Annotated in this window: 13 protein-coding genes; 9 read left to right on the forward strand and 4 right to left on the reverse strand. The window is 36.3% G+C overall.

Annotated features, from left to right (window positions below; translation table 11 throughout):
• Window positions 1-39 precede the first annotated feature (39 nt).
• Window positions 40-585, reverse strand: coding sequence for a DUF7010 family protein (locus CRO45_RS08940; protein WP_097149314.1), 546 nt, complete (start codon window positions 583-585; stop codon window positions 40-42).
• Between the two features lie 178 nt (window positions 586-763).
• On the opposite strand from CRO45_RS08940, the gene CRO45_RS08945 reads away from it, so the two are divergent.
• A complete protein-coding gene (locus CRO45_RS08945) occupies window positions 764-2,098 on the forward strand; it encodes a DUF346 domain-containing protein (protein WP_235864558.1) in 1,335 nt (444 codons plus the stop codon).
• Window positions 2,099-2,505: 407 nt separating this feature from the next.
• On the opposite strand, the gene chrA is transcribed toward CRO45_RS08945, so the two are convergent.
• Window positions 2,506-3,693: a chromate efflux transporter gene (chrA, locus tag CRO45_RS08950; RefSeq protein WP_097149316.1), complete on the reverse strand. Its 1,188-nt coding sequence runs from the start codon at window positions 3,691-3,693 to the stop codon at window positions 2,506-2,508.
• Window positions 3,694-3,938: 245 nt separating this feature from the next.
• Between chrA and CRO45_RS08955 the strand changes: the two genes are divergently transcribed.
• Window positions 3,939-4,205 carry a hypothetical protein gene (locus CRO45_RS08955; protein WP_097149317.1) on the forward strand — a complete coding sequence of 89 codons (267 nt, stop codon included), beginning with the start codon at window positions 3,939-3,941 and terminating at the stop codon, window positions 4,203-4,205.
• A gap of 118 nt (window positions 4,206-4,323) precedes the next feature.
• Here the strand turns inward: CRO45_RS08955 and tatA are convergent, their stop codons facing one another.
• Together tatA and tatC are read right to left on the reverse strand one after the other, a co-directional pair.
• Window positions 4,324-4,542, reverse strand: a complete 219-nt coding sequence (gene tatA, locus CRO45_RS08960; protein WP_097149318.1) for a twin-arginine translocase TatA/TatE family subunit — start codon at window positions 4,540-4,542, stop codon at window positions 4,324-4,326.
• 33 nt (window positions 4,543-4,575) lie between these two features.
• Complete coding sequence (gene tatC, locus CRO45_RS08965) at window positions 4,576-5,331, reverse strand: twin-arginine translocase subunit TatC (protein ID WP_097149319.1); 756 nt, start codon at window positions 5,329-5,331, stop codon at window positions 4,576-4,578.
• A gap of 218 nt (window positions 5,332-5,549) precedes the next feature.
• Here tatC and CRO45_RS08970 point away from each other — a divergent pair, with 218 nt between their 5' ends.
• The 7 genes from CRO45_RS08970 (at window position 5,550) to pgeF (ending at window position 13,925) form a co-directional block, all read left to right on the forward strand.
• Window positions 5,550-5,819, forward strand: a complete 270-nt coding sequence (locus tag CRO45_RS08970) for a hypothetical protein (protein WP_097149320.1) — start codon at window positions 5,550-5,552, stop codon at window positions 5,817-5,819.
• A 45-nt stretch (window positions 5,820-5,864) separates the two neighbouring features.
• The gene (locus CRO45_RS08975; protein WP_097149321.1) at window positions 5,865-6,662 is read left to right on the forward strand and encodes a gluconate 2-dehydrogenase subunit 3 family protein; all 798 of its coding nucleotides are present in this window, start codon (window positions 5,865-5,867) and stop codon (window positions 6,660-6,662) included.
• Between the two features lie 14 nt (window positions 6,663-6,676).
• Window positions 6,677-8,419 (forward strand): GMC family oxidoreductase, encoded by a 1,743-nt coding sequence (locus CRO45_RS08980; protein WP_097149322.1) that lies wholly within the window; start codon window positions 6,677-6,679, stop codon window positions 8,417-8,419.
• A gap of 306 nt (window positions 8,420-8,725) precedes the next feature.
• Window positions 8,726-10,108 (forward strand): amino acid permease, encoded by a 1,383-nt coding sequence (locus CRO45_RS08985; protein ID WP_097149323.1) that lies wholly within the window; start codon window positions 8,726-8,728, stop codon window positions 10,106-10,108.
• Window positions 10,109-10,247: 139 nt separating this feature from the next.
• On the forward strand, window positions 10,248-11,369 hold the full coding sequence (locus CRO45_RS08990; RefSeq protein ID WP_097149324.1) for a M20 metallopeptidase family protein: 1,122 nt from the start codon (window positions 10,248-10,250) through the stop codon (window positions 11,367-11,369).
• A gap of 64 nt (window positions 11,370-11,433) precedes the next feature.
• On the forward strand, window positions 11,434-13,116 hold the full coding sequence (nagZ, locus tag CRO45_RS08995) for a beta-N-acetylhexosaminidase (protein WP_235864559.1): 1,683 nt from the start codon (window positions 11,434-11,436) through the stop codon (window positions 13,114-13,116).
• Between the two features lie 50 nt (window positions 13,117-13,166).
• Window positions 13,167-13,925, forward strand: coding sequence for a peptidoglycan editing factor PgeF (pgeF, locus tag CRO45_RS09000; protein ID WP_097149325.1), 759 nt, complete (start codon window positions 13,167-13,169; stop codon window positions 13,923-13,925).
• Window positions 13,926-13,954: the final 29 nt, after the last annotated feature.

Consider the following 13,954-nt stretch of genomic DNA (forward strand, 5'->3'; position numbering starts at 1 on the left):
TGACCTCCTGTTTGTGAATGACTTTTATAGTAGTCAATATTAAACCGATTTCATTTTCTTTAATTCCCCGTTAACTAATAAAGTTGTTATTAAATAGATGACACTTAAGCCAAATGGAAGAATTAGATAAACGGATTCCATAAAGAAAAATCCAACAATCGATGCGAAGCCTACAACACCGAATGTTAAGAAGAAAATGGCATTACTTTTATATAGAATAGCAAATGGAAGAAAATGTGCTCCGGTTAATACTGCAACAAAAAATGGTAGCCACTCGACTTTTTCCATAAAAATAATGATTAGAATCGGTGCAAATAATACTTGCATTCCACCTAGCACTCCACTTAGTGTAGACAACGGATTGTTATTTGCGAATAAATCAATTTTCATTACCTTAGAAACAAGTATTCCTAAAGGGAAAATCATACCTGCGCCAATTAAATAGATTAAACCTAATAATTTTGGATGCATCTGAATAAATCCAATGATACCTAACAATAACCAATAAACGGTTCCTACATAATACATTGACACGCCTTTTTTCGTTCTTACTGATAAATCCTTCTGAATGTCTTCATAATTCAATTTGATATCCCCCTTTTTACATTCCCTTTACCCTACAATACTATTGTGAATGTTTTCAAAGTAATAGAAAACCATTTTTTTACTGTAATTCAAAAAATCAATAAGGGCGTTTGCCCCTATCAACCTAGTACATTTGCATACATTAAAAAGAAAAACGGAGGCATATGGGCGAATGTACATGAATAATGGTTATCCATATTACTATGGTGGAACTGTTCCTGGTTACTATCCAGCGAACCAAGTTCCAACGAATTACTATGCACAAATGAATCAAATTCCGGTTAATTATTATGATCAATACAATCAAGTTCCAGTGAATTATTATGAGCAAGTGAATCAACCAATGTATGTTCAACAAACAAGACGACCAACTGTTCAACAAGTGTTGCAAACACTTCGTTCCGAACATAGTAATTTATATTCTCAAATGGAACGTGCAGGCGTAAGCAGACAATTGACAGATGCGCTATTCTTCTTTGTTGTAAACTATACAATTAACCAGGCAAATACAAACCAATCTGCGAGTCAAATTTACCGATTATTCCAAAGAGACACTCCTTGGATCAATATACTGATTGAATCATTAAATCTTCCATTAGAAACAATTGATCGTATATTAACAAGAGTGATAGAAATTACATTGAATGAAATTAGAAGAGGGCAACCTGGTCCTGGACCGGGACCAGGGCCTCGCCCAGATAATGATTGGTCAGAATGGGAAAACCTCGGTGGAGTATTAACAAGTGCTCCTACAGTTTCATCTTGGCAACAAAATCGTTTAGATGTATTTGCGAGAGGAACCGACAATGCTCTTTACCATAAATGGTGGGATGGACGTTCATGGAGCGATTGGGAAAGTCTTGGTGGTGTTTTAACAAGCCCGCCTGGAGCAGTTTCGTGGGGACCTAATCGAATTGATGTATTTGTAAGAGGAACTGACAATGCTCTTTACCACAAGTGGTGGGACGGTAGTCGATGGAATGATTGGGAAAACCTTGGCGGTGTACTAACTAGTGGACCAGCGGCATCTTCACGCCGTTCCAATCAGTTAGATGTGTTTGTTCGAGGCAATAATAATCGACTTTACCAAAAAACTTGGGATGGATCTCGTTGGACGGATTGGGTGGATCTTGGAGGAAACTTAAACTCAGAACCTGCTGCTGTATCCTGGGGACCTAACCGTATAGATGTGTTCGCAAGAGGACAAAACAATAATCTCATTCATAAATGGTGGGACGGACGCAATTGGAGCGATTGGGAAAACCTTGGTGGCACACTTACAAGTGCACCTACTGTCTCATCAAAACGAGCAAACCGTTTAGAAGTATTTGTAAGAGGCACAGGCAATAGACTTTATAGAAGAGCGTGGAACGGATCCCGTTGGAGTGATTGGGAAAACCTTGGCGGAAACTTAACAAGCGCTCCTGCCGCTGTATCGTGGGGACCTAACCGTACAGACGTTTTCGCAAGAGGACAAAATAATAATCTTTATCATATTTGGCAAGGACGATAAGAGGGATTTAAGCAGAAATGACTCAAGCGCAGTACACGCTTGAGTCATTTTTTTAATGGCTACAAAAGATAATTCAGCGGTTGGATTTCCCTTGAGTTTTGTCTTTTAGAGGGCCTATAAAGGACAGTTCCACCTCATTTTCTTCAAGTTTTGTCCTTTAGATGGTCTATAAAAGACAATTCATTCGCATGTCCTTCGAATTTTGTCCTTTAAAGAGGCTGTAAAAGACCTCACAGACGGAACATCACATTAAAATGTCCTTCATCCGCCTTATGAACGACATTTCAAACCGATTTCTGCCCTCAAATGTCCTTCATCCGCCTTATGAACGACATTTCAAACTAATTTCCACCTTCAAATGTCCTTCATCCGCCTATATGAACTCTAAAACGCAATCGTCCTTTATCTTAGAAATTAACTCCTTGTAAAACCACACCACCGACAACTCCAGTGACCACAACAATCCAAGGTGGGCATTTCCAAAACTGAAGCATGCTAAATAAAATCGCGGCAAACGCAAAATCCACTGGAGCTATGACAGAAGTCGTAAAGATTGGCTTATAAAATGCGGCAATTAAGATCCCTACTACTGCTGCATTGACGCCAATGAATGCCCCTTTAATTTTGTTATTTTGACGTAGTTGATTCCAGAATGGTAGAGCACCAAACACCAATAAAAATGCTGGTAAGAAGATCGCTAAGGTAGCAAGTAAACCTCCAACCCATCCATTCATAACAGCGCCTAAGTAAGCGGCAAATGTAAATAATGGTCCAGGTACAGCTTGTGTTACACCATATCCTGCAAGAAACGCTTCTTCACTCACCCAACCCGATGGAACAAATTCGCTTTCTAGTAATGGTAATACGACATGTCCACCACCAAATACTAAAGAACCCGCGCGATATACACTATCAAACACCGCAACCCATTCTAACTTTGTCACTTCTCGTAAAACTGGTAGGACAATTAATAATCCAAAGAACAATGTAAGACAAATTGCCCCGAACCTTTTAGAAATTGGGAAATGCGTCGAAGGCCCCCCGCTTTCTTGATTCGAACGATAAATGAAAAATCCAATTACAGCAGCAAATAAAATGATTCCTATTTGGGCATAGGCTGTTCCCCACAACAAAGCTACAGAAAGACCAAATAAAACAATGGCTTTTCTCGTTAAATCAGGAGCTAAATTCTTAGCCATTCCTAAAATAGCGTGTGCCACAACCGCAACAGCTACTAATTTCAAACCATGAATCCAGCCAGCTTCCCCTAGATTTAAACCATCTACCGCTAACGCAAAAATGATTAATGCTATGACAGACGGCATTGTAAAACCTAAAAAGGAAATAATTCCACCAATTATACCTCCACGAACGACGCCAATACCAATCCCAACTTGACTACTTGAAGGACCAGGTAAGAACTGACATAAAGCTACTAACTCTGCATAACTTTTCTCATCAATCCATTTTCGTCTACGAACATATTCCTCATGAAAATACCCAAGGTGAGCGGTTGGTCCTCCAAAGGATGTTAAACCAAGTCTTGTAGAAATAAATAAGATTTCAAATAGTGTTTTTAATGATAATTTTTTCATACTCATCTCCATATTAAAAAGAATATTAGTTACGATAATAACAGAATAAGCAAGCAAACTGGTACGATTTACAAAATTTTAATATTAAAGATTCCATAATTATGAACGATTGCTCACCGTTTTGGTGTATAACTTCCAACTTTAAAAATATCTGGTATACTTGGGTTGGGCTCCCTATTACAAGTTATTAAACTAGTAATTAGATTGGAGTTACCTATAGAACAATGCATAAGGGGTGAAATGGTATGAATCAACATTATAGAGAAGAGCTTAGCTTAGTCTTCCAAGCTTTGCTGGGCATACTTTTAACGGCTATTTTTGCTCATGTCATGTTTTTAACTCAAAGTGTTTTCCCATGGTATTCTGTTTTTGTCTTTGGGATTATTCTTGCGATCGTCGCTTATTTATTGTTTAGGAAAAGGGTTATTCCGTTTATTTCCTTTACAATACTTTTTACATTCGTATACTCAATCGCATACAATTTCGGAGTACTCTTCCCACTTCATTCTTAAGAACTGCCGGGAAGGATGACTTGTTAGTACAAGCGAAATAAAATAAATCTAGCAAAATGCAAAATAGTGCCTAGAGTGTCTATTACACTCGGCACTATTTTGCTTTCTTCTATTAAACTTAGTTTATATTTGTCGTTTTCTCATTTTTGGATTCTTTTGAATCCTCAATCTTAAAATCATCAGCCACATCATCTACAATATTTTTTGTTGAGGATTTGAACTCCCTTAATGTTTCCCCAACTGCCCTTCCTAATTGTGGTAGCTTTTTTGGTCCAAAAATAATTAGAGCAATAACCAATATAATAATTAACCCCGATATCCCGATATTTGGCATTATAATTCCCCCTTAAATTTATATTAAAATGCTTTATTACCCGTTATTTACAACTTCCTTACTCATCTCTTTTGCACGTTGTCTTTTTATAGACCAACTTGAAACCAAAATACTAAGTTCAAACAATAACAATAAAGGAATGATAATTAAAAAGTCTGAGATAAAATCAGGTGGTGATATAGAAACACCTACGACAATTAATATGAAATAAGCAACTTTTCTCATCTTACGTAACTTTGTAGGTGTCACAATTCCTAGGTTTGTTAAAAACAAAATAACTACCGGCAATTCAAAGACAACCCCTATAGGGATCGTTAAATTGAACAACAGAGTGAAATATTGATTAATCCCATATGTCTCCGTTGCCCCAATGGAAGTATTAATTGAAGATAAAAAATCTAGCATTAGTGGAAATAAGATAAAATAACTAAACCCTAGTCCTATTAAAAATAGTAAGAAAGAAACTGGTACAAAAAAGATTGTACCTTTTGCTTCATGTTCAGTTAAACCTGGCTTAACAAATAACCAGATTTGAAGTAATGCAATTGGTAACGTAAACAGAAGGGCTAGTATAAAGGCACACTTCAAGTAAATTAAAATGCCATCAGTATAGCTAAATAAATTCCAATCTACCCCCTGGGCTGATGGTTGCTGTTTCAATATATTTAATAGTTTTGGCGCATACCAAAAGCCTATTGCAATCGTGAAGACAAAAGTAATAAAGATAATAATTAACCTTTTTCTTAACTCCTCAAGATGTTCAATAACGGTTTGCTCTCTTCTTTGCTTCATTTTCTATCACCCGCTTTAAGGAAATAGTATTATCGACACTTAGGAAAAATGAATATATTATATTCCATTAAATGAATGAAAGCGCTTTTATATTCATACATTGGATACAAATTTACAATTTATTTTTTAATTTTTAAGTCATATATATGTTCATTGGTTACTAAACTATTAATTAAATTGGAGATTTCATTTAACTAAAGCGTGAAAGGAGAAATGAAGTGACTCAACATGGAAAAGAAGAATTAAGTGCCGTCCTACAAGCTTTGTCGAGTATTTTTCTATTGGCTATTTTTGCTCATGTCACCTATTTAACGCAAAGTGTATTTCCTTGGTATTCGGTTTTAGGCTTTGGTCTAGGTCTTGCAATCATTGTGTATCTTTGGTTAGGGAAAAAAAGCATAGTATTTGTTTCCTTTACACTACTTTTCACATTCGTATACTCAATCGCTTACAATTTCGCAGCAATCTTCCCACTTGCAACTCACTAGTCGGAGGAATTGTTGTGTTTTTTATTAAACAGAGGGGGGACATGTATGTCTGAAGAACAAAAAAAGGATCCAATCTTGGAGAAACCTACGAGCAGAAGGGAATTCCTTAAAAATTCTGGTTTAACAGTTGGTGGTCTCGTTCTGGGGGGAGCTTTAGGGGGTACGTTCTTAAGTAAAACGGAAACGGTAACAAAAGAAGTGGAAGTTGAGGTACCTGTGGAGGTTGAAGTGCCAGTTGCCGGTGAAGAAACTCAACACGAAACGCATGAAACTCAAGATTATATAGATGCACTACAGTACTTTACTCGTGTTGAGGATTTTCTAGCTTTAAGCGCGGCAACAGAAGTAATTTATCCTGAAGATGAACACGGACCTGGTGCAATTAAACTCGGAGCACCATTCTTCATCGATAAACAACTAGCGTCTCCTTGGGGAAGAAATGCAGATGATTATATGGTTAGACCATTTAAACCAGGTGAGTCACCACTTACTAGAAGTGAAATTGTGCTTCAAGGCGTTAGAAAATTAAATGAGGTTAGTCAAGAAAAACATAGTACGGCATTTAACGGTTTAAACGAAGAACAACAAATTGCAATTCTACGAGATTTTGAAAGCGGTAGCATTGAAATGGAACTTACTTCGTCTTCATCGTTCTTTGCATTACTTAGACAATTAACACTTGAAGGATGTTTCTCTGATCCAGTATATGGTGGGAATAAAAACATGGAAGGCTGGAAGATGAAAGAATTCCCTGGCGCACAGATGAGTTACACACATGTTGTGGAATCAAAAGAATTTGTCAAAATAGATCCAATAAGTTTAAGTGCTCATATTAAACATTAGGGGGAAATGCTTATATGGTAACTAAATTACCAAAAGTAGATGTTGTCACAGTAGGCGTTGGATGGATGGGTGGAATTGTTGCAGCTGAACTTACAAAAGCAGGCTTTAACGTAGTAGGCCTTGACAAAGGTATGGAAAAGAATCTAAAAGATTATCAACTTACGCACGATGAACTTCGATATCATGTTCGTTCAGAAGGAAATCAAAGTTTAACTCATGAAACATTCACATTAAGAAATACTCTTGATCAAGAAGCGAATCCTATTCGTCAAAAATCATCTATAGTAATTGGAAATGGTATTGGTGGTGGTGGAAGCCATTGGGCAGCGCAAACACACCGTTACTATCCATATGATTTCGAAATTCGTACAAAAACAATTGAAAAATACGGAGAAGGTAAAATTCCTGAAAACATGACAATTCAAGATTGGGGAATTACTTATGATGAAATGGATCCATATTATGATAAATTCGAAAAGATGGTAGGTGCTTCAGGAGAACCTGACCCTAATTACCCACAACGTTCAAATCCATATCCCAATCCTCCACTTAAAAAGAGTGAAGGAATGAAAATGTTTGAAAAAGTAGCCAAACAATTAGGATATAAACCTTTTGTTACGCCAGCTGCCACTGTTTCACAAACATATACAAATCCTGATGGTGAAACATTAAATGCTTGTCAATACTGTGGTTTTTGTAGCGGTAATTATTGTGAATATGGTGCAAAAGCTGATCCTCTTGTAACTGTGATCCCGACTGCTCAAAAAACTGGAAAATTTGAACTTCGATCACATGCAAAAGTAATTCGTGTTTTACATGATGGCAAAAAAGCAACAGGGGTTTTATATCAAGATACAAGATCAGGTGAAGAATTCGAGCAGCCAGCAGATCTTGTCGTATTATCAAGTTATGTATTTAATAATGTTCGTTTATTACTTTTATCAAATATCGGAAAACCATACGACCCGGTAACTGGCACAGGTGTCATTGGTAAAAACTTTACTGATCACCATGGTTATCCGACTACTATTGGTTTATTTGATGATAAAAAATTTAATAACTATGCATATACCGGTGCACATGGAATGACAATAACAGATTTTACAGGTGATTTATTTGATCATAGTAATTTAAACTTCTTACATGGTGCACAAATAGAATTTCGTCACTTTGGTAGTGCTCCAATTGGAAATAATCCGACACCACCAGGTACTCAAATGTGGGGAAGAGAATTTAAAAAGAATTCACTGTTTTATTCCAATCGTGATTTATCAATTTTTAGTCAAAAAGCTGCTTTACCATATAAGGATTACTACATTGATTTAGACCCAAATTATAAAGATGTAAATGGCGACCCATTAATTCGTATCACATGGGATTATTCAGAAAACGAGCGTGCTCTGACTGAATTTATCCAAGAAAAACATATTGAAATTTTAAAAGAAATGGGCGCATCCCATATTATACCGCATCCTTTACCAGACCATTTCAGTGGCTTTTTAAATGGTCAACATAATGGAGGTGGAGCGATTATGGGTGCAGACCCTGAAACTAGTGCTGTTAACAGTTATCTTCAAATGTGGGATATGGATAATCTGTTTGTTTGTGGTGCAAGCGCCTTTCCTCATTTTGGTGTCTCAAATCCAACGACAACAGCAGGTGCCCTCACATACCGCGCTACCGAAGGCATGATCAAATACTTAAAAGAAGGCGGCGGCTTGTTAGTTCAAGCGAAGAAAGATAAAACTTTAGCTTAATGATGAATAGTGCTTGAGTGAATGATCACTCGGCGCTATTTTTTTGTTTTCTTCAAATATGTACAGAGTAAAAAGATAAAAATGAGGGCATTAATAACAGTGAACTAACAAATATTTTTTAAATTTTCTTATTATCAGAATTTTACAATTTGTCAATCTTATCTTGAATAAAAAGAACTGAGTAATTCGCTAAATTTCCAATAAATTATAGAAAATTAAAATAGTATTCTAATAAATATTTGACCTTCAGTGCTTTAAAGTATAAAATCGTTTCGTTACATATTTAAAAAGAATAGGTGTTTTATATTGAGCAATATATTTAGAAAAAAGGACGTTTCACAATTATTAAATGGCAATACTGAAAGACTGCCACAAACCTTAGGCGGATTTGATCTAGTAATGCTAGGTGTAGGTGCAATTGTTGGTACAGGGATTTTCATTCTACCTGGAACAGTTGCTGCTACTCATTCAGGACCTGCCATTGTAATTTCATTTATCATTGCCGCTATTGTTTGTGCCCTTGCAGCGATGTGTTATTCAGAGTTCTCATCTACCATCCCTGTAACCGGTAGTGCTTACACATATGGTTATATTATTTTTGGCGAAGTCATTGCATGGCTAGTTGGCTGGGCGTTAGTTCTCGAATATGGGCTTGCCTCTGCATCTGTTGCAACGGGTTGGTCAGCGTATTTTGTTAATATTCTCGAAGGATTGAACATACACATTCCAGAAATGTTTACTGGCCCCTTTGATCCTGCAAACGGTACTTACATTAATCTACCTGCAGTAATTATAGTGCTTGCCATTGCCTTTTTATTAACCCGTGGTATCCAAGAGTCTACTAAAATCAATAAAATTATGGTCTTCGTAAAAGTTGGGGTAATCCTTCTTTTCGTATTAGTAGGTATGTTTTACGTAAAACCTGAGAATTGGCAACCTTTTATGCCGTTTGGTATTGAAGGTATTCTGAGCGGTGCCGCCTTAGTATTCTTTGCTTTTCTTGGTTTTGATGCAGTATCTTCAGCCGCTGAAGAAGTTAAAAATCCACAAAGAAATATGCCTATAGGAATTATCGGTTCATTATTTATTTGTACACTCCTTTATGTGTCTGTATCACTTGTTTTAACAGGTATTGTTTCTTATACACAATTAAATGTAACAGACTCAGTAAGCTTTGCTTTACAAATGGTGAACCAAGATTGGATTTCAGGTATCATTTCTGTTGGTGCAGTCACTGGAATGATGACTGTTATACTAGTAATGATCTTCGGTGGGACAAGACTTCTTTATGCCCTTGGCCGAGATGGACTTTTACCTAAAATAATGTCTGATTTAGATCGTAAACATAAGACACCTGTTAAGAATACATGGATATTTGCAATACTAATTGCATTCTGCGCAGGTTTTATTCCATTAGGTACTTTAGCTGAACTTGTAAATATGGGGACATTAATTGCATTTATCATCGTATCGGTTGGTGTAATTTTCTTAAGAAAAAATAAAAATATGCCATCTGGCGGTTTTAAAGTGCCTCTATTCCCTATCATTCCAATTCTATCGTTTGGAGCATGTGTTTTCTTAATTTTACAATTGGCGATTAGTACTTGGATTGCATGTGGAATATGGTTTTTAATCGGTCTCGCACTTTACTTTATGTATGGTAAAAATCACAGTACGATGAATAATTAAATTACGATATAGCTTCCATTGGTTTTCAAACTAATGGAGGCTTTTTTATTTCTATGAATTTAGTTCTCCCTCCTATATTTGATAGTGATACAATACTAATTGCAGAAAGATTCAGAATACAAGTATAGGAGCGATTTCAATGGAAAAGAAAAATTTAGAATTAGCTATAAAATTACGTCATGAACTACATGCACATCCTGAACTTTCCTATCAAGAGGTGTGGACAAAACAACATTTAATGAATTTCTTAAAAGAACATACGACTAACCTAGATATCGTTGATAAAGGGAAATATTTTTATGCTGTCTACCGAGCTGGTGAAGGAAAACGAAATGTAGCCTTCCGTGCAGATTTTGATGCACTTCCAATACCTGAAACAATCGATTTACCATATGGATCAAAAATTCCCGGAGTTTCCCATAAATGTGGGCATGACGGGCATTCCGCATCACTAGCTGGATTCGCTTTAGAAGTAGACCAAAAGGGATCTAAGCATAATGTGTTTTTCTTATTCCAACATGCGGAGGAAACTGGTCAAGGTGCCATTGAAGCTCAAGAAATGATTGATGATGAAAAAATCGATGAAATTTTTGGATATCATAATATGTCAGGATTCCCAGCAGGGATGGTAGGTGTGATTGATGGCACTGCCCACTGCGCTTCTCGAGGAATGTCCATTGAAATGGTTGGTTCACCGTCTCATGCTAGTGAACCAGAGAATGGTAAAAACCCATCATTTGCAATTGCTAAAATTATTGATGCCATTCCACAGTTTACATCATCTGAAAATAATGAGGGGCTAGTTCTCTGTACAATTATTCAAATTGATGTTGGTTCTGAGAATTACGGGATTCAAGCTCATACAGGAGCACTAAGAATGACAATCCGTGCGGAAAAAGAAGCAGAGTTAGACCGACTTCAAAAGAATATCGAAGAACTTGCGACAAAACTATGTACTGAACAAGGAATAGAAATAACTTTTAAATATAATGATATTTTTCCTGAAACTGCAAACCATAAAGAAAGCTCTGATAAGGTTCGCCAAGTGTGCCAAGATATCGGACTACCTATCTATGAGCTGCCAAAAGCGTACCGCGCATCTGAAGACTATGGATATTATTTAAAGAAAACAAAAGGCACTTTTTGCTATATAGGAAATGGAGAAAATTATGCTCCTATTCATACGTACGAATATGACTTCCGTGATGAAAATATCGAAATCGCAGTTGAACTATTCAAAGGTTTAGTAGGCACTAAATAAATATTCTGTAATAATTACTGGCCCAACTCGTCTAATCCTACACGACATAGGAGGCTTGGTTATTTTGAAAAAAGCCGTATATCTGCTGATTGTTCTTGTAATTATCAGTGCAGGTATCTATATATATATAAATATAAATATAAACTCAACAAATGAACAAACAAGTAACAATCCATCCGTTCCAGATGATACGATTGATGAAGATGTTGCTTCAGTAGATAGTATTGTTTCCCGTATCGTAACTTTAGCCACTGAAGGCAAAATCCAAGATGGTCCTTTCCAAGTAGGTACATCTCAAATTGAAGAATTCAACGATGCCTTTGGAGAGCCTACTACTTTTGAAAAAACAACTCTTGGAGAATACGCAACATATAAAAATGGCGTAACTGTCGGATTTCAAAAATCACTTGCCTATGACTTACGCTCGTATAACGAAACATTACAACAAATTCACTTATCTGATGTAAAGAAAGTGCAAGGCGAACCAGATGAAACAAGATATAACAAAGATGAAAATGTTGATCAAATCATATTAGTATATCAAGTGAACTCAGATTATCAGTTAAAATGGATTCTACCTAACCCGAGTGAAAAAGAACCGGACCCAGTTGTACACCATATTTCTGTATTTACTGATCCACCAATTTCCGAGGGGGTGCTGACAATACTCCAGAGCATGTCTCTAGAAGAGAAAATTGGTCAGATGATCTTTGCAGGTGTTGATGGAGCAAATTACGATCAAACAGCTGAAGATCTCATTCATCAGTACCACGTTGGTGGAATTATTTTTAATAAGAAGAATTTCCTTTCAGCAGACCAAACAATTCAATTTGTGAATAAAATCAAATTAGAAAATACAGCAAATCCATTATCTATTTTCTTAGGAGTTGACCAAGAAGGAGGTCGCGTAGCAAAACTCCCTGGCAACCTAACACCTATTCCGACGAGTTTAAATATCGGAAATGTTGGTAGTTCAGATTTTTCATATGCAATTGGAGAGCTACTAGGAACAGAAGTTAGATCATTTGGATTTAATATGAACTTTGCACCTGTTCTAGATATAAATAGTAATCCTAATAATCCAGTAATCGGTGATCGCTCTTTTGGAAATTCCGCCGATATTGTTAGCCGTCTTGGAATCCAAACAATGAAAGGGATTCAATCGGAAAACGTTATTGCAGTCGTCAAACATTTCCCTGGCCACGGAGACACATCTACGGACTCTCATCTTGAGTTACCTCGAGTGAACAAGTCCCTTAAAGAACTGGAAGAGCTGGAGCTTTTACCATTCAAACAAGCAATTCAAGAAGGTGCAGATGTTGTGATGATCGCGCACATTTTACTTCCTCAATTGGATTCGGTAAATCCGTCTTCGATGTCAGAGGTTATCATTACTGATCTATTACGTAACCAATTAAACTATGATGGTGTGGTTATTACAGACGATATGACCATGCAGGCTATTACAGATCATTACGATATTGGTGTTGCTTCTGTTCAATCAGTTAAAGCAGGCAGTGATATTATAATGGTCGCCCATGATTACAACAAGGTCGTTAAAGTTTTTGATACAATTCACGCAGCTGTTGTTAATGGAGAAATTTCTGAAGAACGAATTAATGAAAGTGTCATTAGAATTATTCAACTAAAAGAAAAATACCAATTGAAGGACAACCAAGTAGAAAGTGTTGACGTAAACGCGCTTAACCAACAAATTCAAAGTGTGTTAAATGATTATTATTACTAAATGAAGGACATCTGCCACGTTCTTGTATATAGTAAAGTTAGGTGATGACCATGAATACAAAAATGTATATTAACAATGAGAATTTACTCGCAGGGATTACGTTAAAGAATCCAGTAGAACTTGAATTTAATAATATGGCGCTACACGTATGTGAAAATGAGGAAGATATTCTTCATAATCGGATGCAACTGGCGAATTTACTTCAATGTAATATTGAAGATTTTGTTTGTGCAAACCAGACACATAGTGCCAATTTTCATAAAGTGACTTTATATGATAAAGGCCGTGGTGCAACAAAACAAACAACTGCTATTCCCGACACAGACGCACTTTATACGTATGAGCCAAACATTCTTTTAAGTACCTTCACAGCAGACTGTGTACCTGTTATTTTCCATCATGAAGATAATGGGCTTGTTGGAGTAATTCACTCGGGTTGGCAAGGGACCGTAAAAGAAATTACATTAAAATTGTTCAACCATTTAGTTCAAGAAGAAGGCTGTGATCCTAAAGGATTCCAAGTCATCTTAGGACCTGCGTTAAGCCAAGAGAAATTTGAAGTGGATGAAGATGTCTATTTACGATTTAGAGATTTAGGCTATGCAGATGAATTTATGTATTACAAAGAAGACACTAATAAATTTCACATTGATAATCAAAAAACCGTAATGAAACAATTGGAACTTGCAGGAGTTCCTGCTGAAAATATAACGATTGATACTACTTGTACATTTATCAGTGATGAAGGTTTCTCTTACAGACAAGATAAGAAAAGCGGAAGACATTTAGGTTTTATCATGAAAAAATAGGAAAGCACATTAAGGTGTATCTATAAAAA

Origin of the sequence: Ureibacillus acetophenoni, from assembly GCF_900220965.1 — a bacterium.
GTDB lineage: Bacteria > Bacillota > Bacilli > Bacillales_A > Planococcaceae > Ureibacillus > Ureibacillus acetophenoni.